The sequence below is a fragment of the Tepidicaulis sp. genome (assembly GCF_965222285.1).
GTDB lineage: Bacteria > Pseudomonadota > Alphaproteobacteria > Parvibaculales > Parvibaculaceae > Tepidicaulis.
In genome coordinates this window covers 2,303,445-2,317,419 of record NZ_OZ244942.1, presented here as the reverse complement: position 1 = coordinate 2,317,419, position 13,975 = coordinate 2,303,445, and the positions used below count along the sequence as shown (strand labels likewise).

The following is a 13,975-nucleotide window of genomic DNA, read 5'->3' as shown; positions in this document are numbered from 1 at the left end:
TCTCAAACCCTCCATCGAGGGTACGGCGGCCTTTAAGTTATTGGGGTTATTCTTGTTTTGTCCACAAAAGGGGAGTGGGTGGAAGCCTGTGGATAAGTTTGTTGATGATTTCGGAGTGGATTCAGCAAACCCTTGTAATAATTACCTTTTGTGACACGGGTGAAATTTTCGTCATATTTCAAGCCTTTGATTTTAAAGGGTTTTTTCTCTCTTTTTGCCGACTCCGTGCACGGAACAATAAAATCGGGCGAAATTCCCGTGGTTAATCGTGCTTGACAGACCGTGTGCAGAACTTCCCTGAAGCGGGCGGGAATCGCGGTCAGATTGCGTGACCGCAGGACTCTGCGCCTTTGGCGTGCGAATCGCGGGCAGCTGCGCGCGTCAATCGAGGCGGCTGCGCTCGATCTCGACGCCGACACTGGCAACTTCGGGGATGGCGGCGAGTTTTTCCACCCGCACCCGGGCGGCGAGCACACGGGCATCTTCCAGGCAGCCGGCGGCGATTTTCTCGGCCAGGGTCTCGACCAGATTGACCCGGTCGCCGGAGACCAGTGCCTTGATCCGGTTCACCACTTCCTCGTAGCAGACCACGTTGGAAAGCTCGTCGGAATGGGCGGCTTCGGAGACCGTCAGGTCCACATTGAAGCGCAGCGGCTGCTGGAGGCCTTTTTCATGGGCGTAGACGCCGATATCGGCCTGCAGGAGCAGGTCGCGCACGAAAACGTGACGAATGGCCCGCGCGTGATCGGCGATCCGCAGGGGGGTCACATTGCCCGGCATGTTGGAATTCTGTGTCACAAGCGACCTTTCTGGGGGCGTTTCCCGGTCTATTCAGGGATGCCCACCACATCCGGCGTTTCCCAGGCCAGATGCTGGCCCCCGTCGAGTGCGATCATTTGGCCCGTCAGGGAGGGAGATTCAAGGATAAAGCGTATGGCGGCGGTAATTTCCCCGAGATCGGGACCGCGCCGCAGAATAAGGGCCTCCTGCTGGCGGGCGAAATCGGCCTCCTCCTGGCGGGCATTTTTCAGCGTGGGGCCCGGGCCGATACCGTTGACGCGGATGCGCGGGGCGAGCGCCTGGGCCAGCGTCTGCGTCATGGTCCAGAGCCCGGCTTTCGAGAGCGTGTAGGAAAAAAAGCGAGGCGTGAGGCGCCAGACGCGCTGGTCAATGATGTTGATGATATTACCTTGTGCGCCTTCAGGCAGCTGTGCGGCAAAGGCCTTCGCGAGGAATGCCGGGGCTTTCAGATTGGTGTCGAGATGCAGCGCCCAGCTTTCCTCATCGAGGCTTTCCAGCGTGTCGTCTTCAAAGGCGGAGGCATTATTGATGAGACAGGTAAGCGGGCCGAGTTTTGCCGCGGCCGCCTCAACGAGGCCGGAAAGAGCGGTGCTGTCCGCTAGGTCGGCCTGAAAGGCGGCGGCTTTGCCGCCCTTTGCCTCGATGTCGCGGGCAAGGCCGGCAGCCTCTTTTTCCGAACCGCCATAATGGATTGCGACGGGAAACCCGCGCGCTGCCAGATCCTCGGCAATGGCGCGGCCGACGCGCTTGGCTGCGCCAGTAATCAGAACGGTGCCGGGCTGGCTGTCGGGCATGAGATCAGGGTCCTGTGAAGCCTGTTAAAGCGTGGCGGAGGCGGGCGCCTTTTAAGGGGTAACGGCGCTGGCCGCCCGGTCCGCCAGAAACAGGAAATACATATAGCTGCAATAGCCGGCGACAAAAACCGCCCCGGCGCTGCGCGTGATGGTCGTACGCGCCATGGCGAAAGGCACGATGAGCAGCGCGGCAATGAGCATGACCCAAAGATCGAACCAGAGGAAATTGACCGGGATCGGTACGGTTCCCACCATCGCCGTCACGCCCATAATGCCGAGCAGGTTGAAGATGTTGGAGCCGATGACATTGCCGACGGCGACATCGGCTTGCTTGCGCAGGGCGGCAACAACCGTGGTGGCAAGCTCGGGCAGGGAGGTGCCGAAGGCGATGAGCGAGAGGCCGATGGCTGCTTCCGAGACGCCGAAGGCGCGGGCGATGTCGGTGCCGCCCAGAACGAAAAGATGGGCGCCGAGGGGCAGGCCGAGAATACCGAGGGTGATATAGGCGGTGATCTTCAGCCCGTTCGTGGGCAGTGCGTCGCCTTCCAAAAGTTCTTCGACTTCATCATCCACCGCTTCCGGGCAGCGGCTTGCGTAATAGGCGGAATAGGCAAGGAAGAGCAGCAGCAGAATAAAAAGTAGCGCGCCTTGCCAGAAATGCAGCGCGCCGGAAAAGCACAGAACGACGAAGAGAACGCTCGTGCCCAGCATCAGGAATGTATTGCGCCGGATGGAGGGCTGGTTGCAGAGCGTTGGATAGATAATCGCCGGCAAGCCCAGCACGAGAAGGATATTGGCGATATTGGAGCCGACGACATTGCCGATGGCGATGCCCGGCGCGCCTTTCAGAACCGCGTGAATAGAGACGACGAGTTCGGGCGCGGACGTGCCGAAGGCGACGATCGTCAGACCGATAATGATGGAAGGAATGCCGAGCCGCACCGCCAGGGCAACGGCGCCGCGCACCAGAAGATCGCCGCAAAACAGCAATACAAGCAACCCGCCAGCAAGAGCCAGATACATCATCATGCCTGCTTGCCTTTCAGACGGGGCTGAAAGTGATGGGGGAATGCCGGAAGGAACCGGTAAGGCGAAGGCCGGAAGAACACGAGCTGAAGGAAGGACGGGGTCGGATGGGTCTCTCCATTAATTCTGTTCATTAGCCTCGCGGGTGCCCTCTTATAAAGCCTGTCGCGGCAATCGCAAAGGTACCGATTTTCCGGCCCGTGCAGCGCGGTGATGTGCTAGGTGCAAAAGTGTATCCGCATGGATGTGGGGTTTTTAGCGGCCGGGAGTAGAAGAACGAAAATGGAACATAAGAAGATTTATCTCGCCGGGCCGGAAGTCTTTTTGCGCGAAGCGGTTGAAATCGCCGATCGGAAGAAAGCCATCTGCGCGGCGCATGGCTTGCGCGGGCTCTTTCCGCTCGATGCGGGGCTCGATTTGAGCGGGCTTGAGCCTCAGGCAGCGGGCCTGGCGATTTATGAGGCCAATATCGCGCTGATCGAGGCGGCGGATGCCTGCATCGCCAACGTGACGCCTTTCCGCGGTCCTTCGCTCGATCCGGGTACGGCCTATGAGATCGGCCATATGCGCGGGCTCGGCAAACCCGTCTTTGCTTATTCCAATGCGGCCGGTGATTTTGCCCAGCGCACGCGGGCCCATTGCGGCGTCAGCGGCGAGCGGGATGGGGAGGGGCTTCTCATCGAGGATTTCGGGCTCACCGACAATCTGATGATCGACGGCGCGGTCTTTCAGGCGGGATACGGGGTCGAGCAACAGGCGGATGACGCCGGTTTTGCGGGGCTTGCCGCTTTCGAGATATGTGTGCGCCGCGCTGCTGCAGTGCTTGGCGTTTAAGGCATATCCCCGGCGCCGGGGACAGTGGCGGGAACCGGGCGGAGCACAATGTCGATAATCGTGCGTCCGGCCTCCGGCTCGTTCAAGGCCGCGGCATGGGTCTGTGAGACGAAACGTACCTCATCATCGATCAAGGCGCGGGCGGCGACGGCATAAGATCCGCCCTCTTCGATATTGGCCGGATCGTAGCGCAGCTCATAGGCAAAAGGGGGCTGCCCGCCGCCGGTCGTAACGGTCTGTCGGGCGATGCGCGCGCTGCCCGCATCCATGCGGGAGGTATCGAGCAATACGATCTCGATGACCGCCTCAGGCGGCAGCGCGATGCGTTCCTTGTAAGAAACGGTGCCGCTCAGGGCAGCGGTTTTCCCGTCTCCGCAGGCGGCAAGAAAAACGGATAAGAGCAAGAGCGAGAGGGCAGAAGGCAGCGGTTTCATCGGATTTCCAGCTTTCCCACATGGAGCGGCCCCCACCACCCGGATACCAGCAAGGAACGTGCTTTGCAGGCGGGCTTATAAAAAGCGGAAAAAATGGCAATTTCTTGATCGCCGGAAATCCCTACGGATTGCCAGGTTCAATTGGCCTCGGAACGGGCCTGGCGCGCAGGAGAAGGAACGTCTGCCTCCTCATCGATGAAGGAAAGCGCGAGGGTAAAGCCCATCAGGGAAAAATGCGCCGAGGCCGGATTGCCGTCTTCATCGGTAAACCGGATGGCGAGCGTATAGCCTTTCTTCATCGCGTCCACGAGTTCGGCGACGATGGCCGGGTCTTTCACCACATATTCGTTGACGGATTCGGGCGTTGAAAGTTTTTCAGGCGCGACGACGAGATTGGCCTCACCCGGAATGTCGAAAATCATTTCCTTCGAGGTCGTGGCGAAGCGTTCGACGGCGATGAGCGAGACGTTGAGCGGGCTTTGCGGGTCGGGCCTTGCCACGCGTAATTGATAGTCGATGCCGGCCGGTGCCGACTGGTTGTGTACGTATGTGTTGACGCTGCAATAGCGCGGCTCGCCGGGGCGGCAGGCGGCCAGCCAATCGGTAAAGTATGCGCGGGTTTCGCAGAAGGGCGCCTTGCTGCAGTCCGCCGCCATGGCGCTTCCTGCGCCCGTAAGGCAGAGCAGAACGGCAAGAATATATTTCAAGGTCGTTTCTCCCAGGGTTCGAGCCGTCCGGCAATGGTGCGCTTGTCGCCGCTTCTTATGGCTTTTATCGCCGCCGAAGAAATTTCCTCATGGGTCAGCCAGCGGCTTTTCCCGTCTTCTATCACAAAACCGAGAATGACCTGAGCATAGCGGATATGGGGGAAAAGCCGCATGGCTTTCGCCCGTTTATCGGCAAAGCCGCCGGGGCGGGAGGCGCCCGAGCCCATGACTTCCACCAAAAGCGCGTCTTTGGCCATCATCCGGGCAATGGCATTGCGCATTTCTTCCGCCTGGGGACGAATCCAGGTCAGCGCCATGTCGAAAGGCGCTTCGGGGCGAATCAGGCCTAGGAAGCGGGAAGGGCGCGCGTAGTCGGCGTCTATTTTCCGTAACCCGGCATCGAGGCGCGGATTGGCGAAGCGGAAGGCCGACGCGTTGCGCGCGGCAAGGACAGTTTTGCCTGCACCTGCCGCCAGTTCACCCGCCGCTTGAGCGAGCATGCCCGTCGTACCGATGAGAAGGGCCTTGCGCATGGCGCGTCAGTACCGCCGGATCATTTCGTCGATCACGGGCAGGATAAGCGCTTGCGGTGTCTCTTCGCACTCCATCAGAAGCTTGTCTCTGACGTGTGTCATCCAGCTTTCATCCGCCTCGGTGCTTTTCATATGCGCGGCGCGGTATCCGTCGAGCCAGATAGCGAGCGGTACGATCTTTTCCTCGTCGACGTCAGCGCATCTCAGCTGGGCGATATTCTGCGCACCGGCGGGCGGGGCCATGAAAGCCAGCATCAGAGTAAGGAGAAGGGTGGCGGCCGGCGCGGCGGTCTGTTTCTTTTTCATATGCGTGTTCTTGATTTTCGCGGGGCGCTTTAGAAGCCGAACATATGGTCGAGGCAGAAGCTTTCCTCGCCATTCAGAAGGCCGTGGAAACCGAAGAGACGGCAGGTCGTGTCGCGCACGATGACATAGCCGAGCCCGTCCACCTTCGCGCGTTCTTCTTCTGAGAACATTTCCTTGTAGCGCCAGAAATGCGAGCCGCCGCAAGCGATCTCGATGGCCCGTTCCGCCACGGGCTCGCCCTTGCCATTGTGCAGGATAAGTTTCGTGCTGCTCTTCTCATGCCAGGGCAGGGAGGCGGGATAGACGAGATGGCACATCGTGTCCTCGCCGCCGCGCGCAAGGCGCAGGAAAAGCCGCGTAGTAAGCCCCGGTGGCTTGTTCGTGTAAGATTGCGGCTCGTCCTTATAGATGATCGGCGTGTTGTAGATATGCGCGCCGAAAATCGTCTCGGCCCGGTGGCCCGATGCTTTCTGCTCAAAGCGGCCAAGGGCGTGCAGCCAGCCATTTGCCTCGCCACCCTCGCGGAAGTCGTAGAGGAACTCCACATGGCCGAAGCCGGAGGGAAGTTTCGCGCTTTCTTCCGCGATCCAGGCATCGATATCGATCGCCACGCTTTCGCGGCGGGGAATGCGGCCCAGATATTTCGAGGCGGCGAGCGTGCCGTCCCCGTCCATCAGCTCGATGCGCAGCGGCATTTCCATTTCGTCGCGCGCCATGGGCGTCGGCAGTACGGTGGTGGTGAACAGCGCTTGCGGGAGAACGGGCAGCGGCATGATGTAGCCTTTGCCCATCGTCTCGGAAAGCGCGGGGATGTTGGGGTCGGCTTTCAGGTCGATCCGCTCCACATTCGCATGGGCGATGCGGCGGCGGCCATTTTCCTTGTGCCGGACTTCATAGCGCGGGCGCACGAAAAAGCGCCCGGCGGTCACTTCCACCTGATCCGGCCATTTGGCCTGCGGCAGAAGCGCGTTCACGTTCAGCGCGTGGGTGGCGAAGGGCGGAATTTCCTCTTCGTACCAGGCGACATCCTGCGCGCCCATGATGTTGAGCCCGATAGATTTGGGCGGAATGGGCATGGGGTGGGAGTTCTGAATATAGAGAAGAACTTCTTCGTCTTCTTCGCCCGCCGGCATGCCCGCGTAATAATCGGCGGGCCAGGCATTGGCATCGTGCGAGCAAGTCAGGCTCTTGCCATTGTCGCCATAAACATCGAGCGCGTATTTGACGACATCATGCCCGGCGATGCGCACCGCATGGATGAAGAGCGAGCCGGTGAAATCATCGAGGCCGAAACGGTCGCGGATTTTCTGGCTGTCGAGGGTGAAAGGTGCGCCGGCTTGCGGCAGCCCTTCTGTCCATTCGGCAAGCTGGTTGCCGCCCTCATCGAAAAGGCAGAGCCAAAGCTCTGGATTGGCGGCGCCGTGCATCGACCAGTAATTGGCGGTTGCAACGGTGCTGTGCAGCCCGTCCGATCCGTTCGCGCCTTTACGCTCGCGCAGCAGCGCGAAGTTCGTCGCGAAATTCATCGGGTCGAGATATTTCTTCTGATTGGTGAGCATCTCATCGGGGATGCGCATCTCATCGAGCGTGCGCACATCCGCGCCCTTGGGGAAGAGATGGGTAAGGGGGGCAAGCACACCTTTGGCATCGAAAAGAAGAACCAGCACGGCTGCGGCCTTGCTCTCTTTCATCTGGCTGAGCGGGCGGGCCTTGTGGCCGAGGAAGGTGCCTTCCAGGTCTTCCACGCGCTGCACGTAATAGCCCTCGATCTCCAGCTGCTTCAGATCGAAATAGGAATTGAAATTGCCGATCATGCCGGTGGGATCGTAAATGGCGACGGGACCTTCGCCTTTCAGCCCTTCCACCAGCGCGCGGCCTTTGCGCGCGGCTAGCGGATGGCCCAAAGCCTTGAACAGCGTCGAGCCGCCGGCATTGTTGCCGGGGCGCCAGCCATGGGACAGGTCCGCGTTTTGAAAGGTTTCGATATTCAGCATCGGCAAACTCGCTGGTTTTTCTTTTATGAGAAAGCGCGCCCTCGGCCCGCATGGCGGGTCTCGTCACGATAGGGCGCTATTTCCCTCCCGCTTTGATCTCGGTCATCTATGGCTCAATCGGCTGCAAAGGGATTGAGCTTTTTCAGGCGCTGGGTGAAGCGGTGCCGGCGCTGTTCCTTATCCACCACCTTGTCGCTGGTCACCCAGTTCATCTGTATCGCCCGGCGCGGCCCTTCGAAAGGTTCATGGCCGTGCCAGGATTTTTCCGAGCGGCGGAAGACGAGCAGCGTTCCGCCGTAAGGGGGGACTTCCTCGGCATAATTTTCCAGATCATCGCCGCTGCGCAGGATGCGCAGGCGCCCGCCATCGGCTTCCCAGCGCTCGTTCATGTAAAGCAGCACGGTGATGATTTTCGATTCCGTATCGGTATGGATCTTGCCGTTGCCTTTGTGGCAATGGCCGCGCACGGTGAACATGGTTGGATAGGCGCTCAGGTCCAGATCGAATTTCTCTTCGATGAGCGCGCGGAAATCCGGCCCGTTCATTTCATCGAGCAACTCGGCGAAAGCGCCTTTGATCTCGAGCTCGGAAGGGGGGACGGAGCCCGTCGTCGTCATAGGCGGATAATCGCGCACGACCCCGGCGAAGACTTCCGGGCGGATGAAGTTTTCCACCACGAGGTAATCGTAAGGATCGGATTTGCGCGTTGTGTTTTTCAACGCCTCAAGATCGAGCAAGCTCATCGGGTTTTTCCTGAACCGGACCTGTTAACCTTGTTGCCGTGCGCGGTAGCGGCGCACGATCTCGCGCGCGACGTCTTTGGTAGCATTTAAGGGGCGATAATCCCAGCTTTCAAGCCGTCCCGCAAAGGGCCGCGCCGCGCCTTCCGCGTAAAGTGCATCGAGAAAACGGCGGAATTTGGAAGCCTTGATGGGGGAAATCGCGGGCAGTTCGATGACATGCACCGGCTTGCCCGTGGCCGTCGCCTCGCCGACCATATTGACGCTGTCGCAGGTCACGATCACGGCATCGGCCTGGCCCATGAAGCCGAAATAGGGATTGTCGCTTTTCCCGTCCCAGACGACGGCGCGCGGGCCCTCAAGCTCGCGTTTCAAGATGGCGGTCTGCGCCTCGCCGGTACGCCGTGAAGGCGTCACCATCAAGCTTGCGCCGCCCTCCATCACCGCTTTCAGTTCGGCGCAGATCGTCTCCATGCGCGCTTCATCCAGCGTGAAAGCCTTATTCGTGCCGCCAATGAGCACGCAGACGCGCGGGCGGGGCAGATGCGCTACCTGCGCGTCGAAGGCTTCTGCCTCGGCGGTGAGTTTTTCCGGTGTAATGCGGTGGGGGGAGGTGAGCGTGGAAAGCACGTTCGGCCCGCTCAGGCGATCATGGGCGGGCACCCAGACGAAATCGAACTTCGAGGGGCGCACATGCGGGTGCTGCAGCACCGCAACGAAGGTGCGTCCGCCCGAGGCTTTGCGGATCATCCGCGCATAAGGAATGGCCTGACGCCCGGCGGCGATGAGAAGATCGGGCCAGGGCGCGGCGATGGCCGGGTCTTTCATGGCGGGCCCCCAAGGGGCAAGCCACTTGCCCGGCGCGCCGGGGCTGACCCGTTTGATCTCCGGCACCACTCCCATCATTTCGGCCAGGCCGATGCCTTGAACCTCATAGCCCGCATTGCCATTGGAAAGCACCCAGCAGCGCGTGCCCTCAGGCAGGGTCAGGTCTTTGTCATCGGAAGAAGAGGCGGCAGAGGCAGCAGAAAAAGTCATAGGCGGGATGGAAACGGGCTCATTTGGGTTATAATCATGCGCGAGCGGGTAATTTTATTACTGAAATTATCGCTCCGCCTGAGTAATAAGGCATTGAGAGCCGAATGTCTCCGGTTCTGGCCGCCGCCCCTTCTATGAGGCGCGGGCGGCCCGCACCAGACGGCAAATGGCCGCGCCCAGCCCCGCTGGCGCCGAGGCGGCCCGGCCAAGAAGAGAAGTGATTTACCGATGAAGCGGTCCAAGCTCGACACGATCGACCTGCAAATTCTGGCGGCCCTGCAAGAGGACGGCCGGATTACCAATGTGGATCTGGCCAAAAAGGTCGGCATTTCCGCGCCGCCCTGCCTGCGCCGGGTCAGGGCGCTGGAAGAGGCGGGCTTCATTCGCGGCTATCACGCCGATGTCGAGCCGAAGGCGCTCGGTTTCGAGGTGACGGTCTTCGTCATGGTGGGGCTGCACAGCCAGGCCGAATCGGACCTCAAAGCCTTCGAGACTTATGTGATGGGCCTGCCGCTGGTGCGCGAGTGCCATATGCTGAACGGCGAGATCGATTTCATTTTGAAATGCGTGGCGCCCGACCTTGCCACGTTCCAGAGCTTTTTGACCGAGCATTTGACGCCCGCGCCCAATGTGGAAAGCGTGCGCACATCGCTGACCATCCGGCAGTCGAAATATCTGCCGGGTGTGCCCGTGGAAATGCTGGAAGAGATGCTGGAAGGCTAGGCGGGCCGGCAGCGCTTCTGAAAGCGCTGCCTTTTTCGTGCTTATTTGTATTCTACTTTGAGAATTTCGTAGGATTTGCCGCCGCCGGGGGTGTTGACCTCGACGCTGTCGCCTTCTTCCTTGCCGATTAGAGCGCGGGAGATGGGCGAGGAAATGGAAATCCGCCCCTTGGAGACGTCTGCCTCCATGTCGCCGACGATCTGGTAGACGTGCTCTTCATCCGTGTCTTCATCGACCACGGTAACGGAAGCGCCGAATTTGACCGTGCTGCCGGAGAGTTTGGACACGTCGATCACATCCGCGCGGGCGATCTTGTCTTCCAGCTCGTTGATCCGCGCTTCGTTCATGCCCTGCTGCTCTTTGGCAGCATGATACTCCGCGTTTTCCGAGAGGTCGCCATGGGCGCGCGCTTCCGCAATCGCCTGAATGATGCGGGGGCGTTCAACGGATTTGAGACGTTTCAACTCTTCTTCCAGGGCCGTGTGACCCGCGGAAGTCATCGGATATTTATCCATGTCCTGACGGTCTTCCTTAACGTGTTTTGGCCGGTTAACCGGGGACCCCGGCGACCGGCCTATATGCTTATCTTTGAGCAGGTTTTCGGGAGGGTCAATGACGATTTCCGCCACTTCCCTCCCGTAGAGCGACATATGTAGGAAGTTTGCCGCCGCTTCCAAGCGCGGGGGCGGGCAAGAGCGCGCCGCCGCCCCGGTTAAGCTGATGCGGCTCCGTTGTAAGCCTGCAGCGCTTCCACCTGAAGCTGCCCGGCATGGATGGCGGCGATGCCTTCCACGGCCGCGCGTGCGCCTGCCAATGTCGTGTAATAGGGAATTTTCGACATCAGCGCCGTCTGGCGGATGGATTTCGAATCGGCCAGCGCCTGCGCGCCCTCCGTCGTGTTGAAGACGAGTGCCACTTCACCGTTCTTCATCGCATCGACGATATGGGGACGGCCTTCCAGCACCTTGTTGATGGTTTTCACCTCAAGGCCGGCTTCTTCCAGGAAGCGGGCCGTGCCGCTGGTGGCGATGATCTTGAAGCCGAGGCCGAGCAGTTTGCGTGCCGGTTCCACGATGCGGGTCTTGTCCGCATCCTTCACGGAAATGAAGGCGGTGCCTTTGGTCGGCACTTTGACGCCCGCGCCGAGCTGGCTTTTGGCAAAGGCGACGCCGAAATCGCGGTCGAGGCCCATCACTTCGCCAGTCGAGCGCATTTCCGGGCCGAGCACCGTGTCGACGCCGGGGAAACGGGCGAAGGGGAAGACGGCTTCCTTCACGGCGATATGATCGAGCGTCTTGTTGGTGAGCGCGAAGCTTGCCAGAGGCTCGCCTGCCATGATGCGGGCGGCGATCTTGGCCACCGGCTCGCCGATCACCTTGGCAACGAAGGGCACGGTGCGCGAGGCGCGCGGATTGACTTCGAGCACATAGATGTCCTTGCCCTGAACGGCATATTGCACGTTCATCAGGCCGCCCACATTCAGCGCTTTGGCCATGGCCTCGGTCTGGCGTTTGATCTCCTCGATCGTCTCGGCGGGCAGGGAATAGGGCGGGAGCGAACAGGCGCTGTCGCCCGAATGCACGCCCGCTTCCTCGATATGCTCCATGATCCCGGCAACGAAGACGTCCTTGCCGTCGCACAGCGCATCGACATCCACCTCGATGGCATCGCGCAGGTAGCCGTCGATCAGCACCGGGCTCTTGCCGGACACGACGACGGCCTCGTTGATGTAGCGTTCGAGATGCGGTGTATCGCGCACGATCTCCATCGCCCGGCCGCCCAAAACGTAAGAGGGGCGGATGACGACGGGATAGCCGATCCGCTCGGCAATCGCCTTGGCCTCTTCGCCCGAGCGGGCAATGCCGTTCGGCGGCTGCTTGAGGTTCAGCTTGTTCAAGAGCGCCATGAAGCGGTCGCGGTCTTCGGCCAGGTCGATCGCATCGGGCGAGGTGCCGAGAATGGGCACGCCTGCGCGTTCCAGGTCATTGGCAAGCTTCAGTGGTGTCTGGCCGCCGAACTGCACGATGACACCGGCGAGCGTGCCGTTACTCTTTTCCGTTTCGATCAGTTCCAGCACGTCTTCGGTCGTCAGCGGCTCGAAATAAAGCCGGTCGGACGTGTCGTAGTCGGTGGAGACGGTTTCCGGGTTGCAATTGACCATGATGCTTTCGATGCCGATATCGGCAAGCGCGAAGGCGGCATGGCAGCAGCAATAATCGAACTCGATGCCCTGGCCGATCCGGTTCGGGCCGCCGCCAAGGATGATGGCTTTCTTGGCGTTCGTCGGTTCGGATTCGCAGCGGGCCTGCCCCATGAAATCCGTCTCATAGGTCGAATACATGTAAGGCGTTTCGGATTTGAATTCGGCCGCGCATGTATCGACGCGCTTGAAGACGGGGCGCAGGCCCAGCGCCTGGCGGCGGGCGCGCACGTCCTCTTCGCTCAAATTCGACAGCTCGCCGAGCCTTGCATCGGAAAAGCCCATGGCTTTGAGGCGCAGGAGGCCGTCTTTATCTTCCGGCAGGCCGTTCTTGCGCACTTCTTCTTCGGTTTCCACCAGCTCGCGTATCTGTTCCAGGAACCAGGGATCGAAAGAGCAAAGCGACTGGATCTGCTTGTCGTCGAGGCCCATGCGCATGGCCTGGGCGATCTGCAGAATGCGCATCGGCGCAGGCGTGCCGAGCGCCTTGCGGATGGCGTTCTTATCATCGCCTTCACCGGCGCCGGGAATGGCCGTCTCGTTCATGCCGGTCAGGCCGGTTTCAAGACCGCGCAGCGCTTTCTGAAAACTTTCCTGGAAGGTGCGGCCGATCGCCATGACCTCGCCCACCGATTTCATGGCGGTGGTCAGCAGCGGCTGCGCGCCGGGGAATTTTTCGAAGGCAAAGCGCGGGATCTTCGTGACGACATAGTCGATGCTGGGCTCGAAGCTGGCGGGCGTCACGCCCGTGATGTCGTTCATCAATTCATCGAGCGTATAGCCGACGGCAAGCTTTGCCGCGATCTTGGCAATGGGAAAGCCCGTCGCCTTGGAGGCAAGCGCAGAAGAGCGCGAGACGCGCGGGTTCATCTCGATGACGACGAGACGCCCGTCTTCAGGATTGACCGCGAACTGTACGTTGGAGCCGCCGGTCTCCACACCGATTTCACGCAGCACCGCAATGGAGGCGTTGCGCATGATCTGGTATTCTTTGTCGGTGAGGGTGAGGGCGGGGGCAACGGTGATGCTGTCGCCGGTATGAATGCCCATCGGGTCGATGTTTTCGATCGAGCAGATGATGATGCAATTATCCGCTTTGTCGCGGACGACTTCCATCTCGTATTCTTTCCAGCCGAGCAGGCTTTCATCCACCAGCACCTGCGCCATGGGCGAAGCGTCGAGGCCGGAGCGCACGATCTGCTCGTACTCTTCCTTGTTATAGGCAACGCCGCCGCCGGTGCCGCCCAGCGTATAAGCGGGGCGGATGATGGCGGGCAGGCCCACTTCATCGAGCACGGCCATCGCCTCGCGCAGGCCCGCATTGCGGTCGTAATCGATAATCTGGCCGCTCTCGTCCTTGATGGGCGGGGCGGCGATGATGGAGGCGCGCGGGTTTTCAAGGCCGATGCGGTCCATGGCCTGGCGGAAGAGATGGCGGTCTTCGGCCTTGGAGATGGCATCGCGGTTCGCGCCGATCATTTCCACGCCGAATTTGGCGAGCGTGCCGTTATCGGCGAGCGCCAAAGCGGTGTTGAGCGCGGTTTGCCCGCCCATGGTGGGGAGCAGCGCATCGGGGCGCTCTTTCTCGATGATCTTGGCAACGACCTCCGGCGTGATCGGCTCGATATACGTCGCATCGGCCAGATCCGGGTCGGTCATGATCGTCGCCGGGTTCGAGTTCACCAGAATGATCCGGTAGCCCTCATCGCGCAGCGCCTTGCAGGCCTGGGTGCCGGAATAATCGAACTCGCAGGCTTGCCCAATCACGATGGGTCCCGCGCCGATGATGAGAATGGAGTGAATGTCGGTGCGTTTGGGCATGGGTTACACTGTCGCGCTAGAGAT

14 protein-coding genes are annotated in these 13,975 nt (G+C 60.6%); 2 read left to right on the top strand and 12 right to left on the bottom strand.

The genetic code is table 11. The features are described from left to right. Nucleotides 1-381 precede the first annotated feature (381 nt). Genes folB through ACOQOT_RS11050 form a run of 3 tightly spaced genes read right to left on the bottom strand, consistent with a single transcriptional unit; the run spans nucleotide 382 to nucleotide 2,624 of the window. A complete protein-coding gene (gene folB / locus ACOQOT_RS11060; RefSeq protein ID WP_420559324.1) occupies nucleotides 382-798 on the bottom strand; it encodes a dihydroneopterin aldolase in 417 nt (138 codons plus the stop codon). 29 nt (nucleotides 799-827) lie between these two features. Continuing rightward, nucleotides 828-1,595, bottom strand: a complete 768-nt coding sequence (locus ACOQOT_RS11055; protein WP_420559323.1) for an SDR family oxidoreductase — start codon at nucleotides 1,593-1,595, stop codon at nucleotides 828-830. Nucleotides 1,596-1,646: 51 nt separating this feature from the next. Next, the gene (locus ACOQOT_RS11050; RefSeq protein WP_420559322.1) at nucleotides 1,647-2,624 is read right to left on the bottom strand and encodes a calcium/sodium antiporter; all 978 of its coding nucleotides are present in this window, start codon (nucleotides 2,622-2,624) and stop codon (nucleotides 1,647-1,649) included. A gap of 279 nt (nucleotides 2,625-2,903) precedes the next feature. Between ACOQOT_RS11050 and ACOQOT_RS11045 the strand changes: the two genes are divergently transcribed. After that, entirely contained in the window at nucleotides 2,904-3,455 is a 552-nt protein-coding gene (locus tag ACOQOT_RS11045; protein ID WP_420559321.1) for a nucleoside 2-deoxyribosyltransferase, read from the top strand. Here ACOQOT_RS11045 and ACOQOT_RS11040 read toward each other — a convergent pair. From ACOQOT_RS11040 to ACOQOT_RS11010, 7 genes are all read right to left on the bottom strand, one after another. Continuing rightward, entirely contained in the window at nucleotides 3,452-3,889 is a 438-nt protein-coding gene (locus tag ACOQOT_RS11040) for a YbaY family lipoprotein (protein ID WP_420559320.1), read from the bottom strand. The two genes, ACOQOT_RS11045 and ACOQOT_RS11040, sit on opposite strands and share 4 nt — an antisense overlap. Nucleotides 3,890-4,026: 137 nt before the next feature. Beyond that, a complete protein-coding gene (locus ACOQOT_RS11035) occupies nucleotides 4,027-4,596 on the bottom strand; it encodes a hypothetical protein (RefSeq protein WP_420559319.1) in 570 nt (189 codons plus the stop codon). Continuing rightward, the gene (locus ACOQOT_RS11030) at nucleotides 4,593-5,129 is read right to left on the bottom strand and encodes a hypothetical protein (protein ID WP_420559318.1); all 537 of its coding nucleotides are present in this window, start codon (nucleotides 5,127-5,129) and stop codon (nucleotides 4,593-4,595) included. The genes ACOQOT_RS11035 and ACOQOT_RS11030 overlap by 4 nt, the downstream gene beginning before the upstream one ends. A 6-nt stretch (nucleotides 5,130-5,135) precedes the next feature. Beyond that, nucleotides 5,136-5,435 (bottom strand): HdeA/HdeB family chaperone, encoded by a 300-nt coding sequence (locus ACOQOT_RS11025; RefSeq protein WP_420559317.1) that lies wholly within the window; start codon nucleotides 5,433-5,435, stop codon nucleotides 5,136-5,138. 29 nt (nucleotides 5,436-5,464) lie between these two features. Beyond that, nucleotides 5,465-7,429 (bottom strand): hypothetical protein, encoded by a 1,965-nt coding sequence (locus ACOQOT_RS11020; protein WP_420559316.1) that lies wholly within the window; start codon nucleotides 7,427-7,429, stop codon nucleotides 5,465-5,467. Between the two features lie 113 nt (nucleotides 7,430-7,542). Continuing rightward, nucleotides 7,543-8,172, bottom strand: a complete 630-nt coding sequence (locus ACOQOT_RS11015; protein WP_420559315.1) for a 2OG-Fe(II) oxygenase — start codon at nucleotides 8,170-8,172, stop codon at nucleotides 7,543-7,545. A gap of 24 nt (nucleotides 8,173-8,196) precedes the next feature. Next, nucleotides 8,197-9,207, bottom strand: a complete 1,011-nt coding sequence (locus ACOQOT_RS11010; RefSeq protein ID WP_420559314.1) for a mitochondrial fission ELM1 family protein — start codon at nucleotides 9,205-9,207, stop codon at nucleotides 8,197-8,199. A gap of 228 nt (nucleotides 9,208-9,435) precedes the next feature. Here ACOQOT_RS11010 and ACOQOT_RS11005 point away from each other — a divergent pair, with 228 nt between their 5' ends. After that, entirely contained in the window at nucleotides 9,436-9,930 is a 495-nt protein-coding gene (locus ACOQOT_RS11005; protein WP_420559313.1) for an Lrp/AsnC family transcriptional regulator, read from the top strand. A gap of 41 nt (nucleotides 9,931-9,971) precedes the next feature. Here the strand turns inward: ACOQOT_RS11005 and greA are convergent, their stop codons facing one another. Together greA and carB are read right to left on the bottom strand one after the other, a co-directional pair. Then, the gene (gene greA, locus ACOQOT_RS11000; protein ID WP_420559312.1) at nucleotides 9,972-10,445 is read right to left on the bottom strand and encodes a transcription elongation factor GreA; all 474 of its coding nucleotides are present in this window, start codon (nucleotides 10,443-10,445) and stop codon (nucleotides 9,972-9,974) included. A gap of 197 nt (nucleotides 10,446-10,642) precedes the next feature. Continuing rightward, entirely contained in the window at nucleotides 10,643-13,951 is a 3,309-nt protein-coding gene (gene carB / locus ACOQOT_RS10995) for a carbamoyl-phosphate synthase large subunit (protein ID WP_420559311.1), read from the bottom strand. Nucleotides 13,952-13,975: the final 24 nt, after the last annotated feature.

Coding starts and splice junctions, on each gene's coding strand:
- ACOQOT_RS11040 (WP_420559320.1), bottom strand. CDS start 3,889: ATGAAACCGCTGCCTTCTGCCCTCTCGCTCTTGCTCTTATCCGTTTTT.
- ACOQOT_RS11015 (WP_420559315.1), bottom strand. CDS start 8,172: ATGAGCTTGCTCGATCTTGAGGCGTTGAAAAACACAACGCGCAAATCC.
- ACOQOT_RS11030 (WP_420559318.1), bottom strand. CDS start 5,129: ATGCGCAAGGCCCTTCTCATCGGTACGACGGGCATGCTCGCTCAAGCG.
- ACOQOT_RS11045 (WP_420559321.1), top strand. CDS start 2,904: ATGGAACATAAGAAGATTTATCTCGCCGGGCCGGAAGTCTTTTTGCGC.
- ACOQOT_RS11050 (WP_420559322.1), bottom strand. CDS start 2,624: ATGATGATGTATCTGGCTCTTGCTGGCGGGTTGCTTGTATTGCTGTTT.
- ACOQOT_RS11025 (WP_420559317.1), bottom strand. CDS start 5,435: ATGAAAAAGAAACAGACCGCCGCGCCGGCCGCCACCCTTCTCCTTACT.
- ACOQOT_RS11010 (WP_420559314.1), bottom strand. CDS start 9,207: ATGACTTTTTCTGCTGCCTCTGCCGCCTCTTCTTCCGATGACAAAGAC.
- ACOQOT_RS11020 (WP_420559316.1), bottom strand. CDS start 7,429: ATGCTGAATATCGAAACCTTTCAAAACGCGGACCTGTCCCATGGCTGG.
- carB (WP_420559311.1), bottom strand. CDS start 13,951: ATGCCCAAACGCACCGACATTCACTCCATTCTCATCATCGGCGCGGGA.
- ACOQOT_RS11005 (WP_420559313.1), top strand. CDS start 9,436: ATGAAGCGGTCCAAGCTCGACACGATCGACCTGCAAATTCTGGCGGCC.
- ACOQOT_RS11055 (WP_420559323.1), bottom strand. CDS start 1,595: ATGCCCGACAGCCAGCCCGGCACCGTTCTGATTACTGGCGCAGCCAAG.
- greA (WP_420559312.1), bottom strand. CDS start 10,445: ATGGATAAATATCCGATGACTTCCGCGGGTCACACGGCCCTGGAAGAA.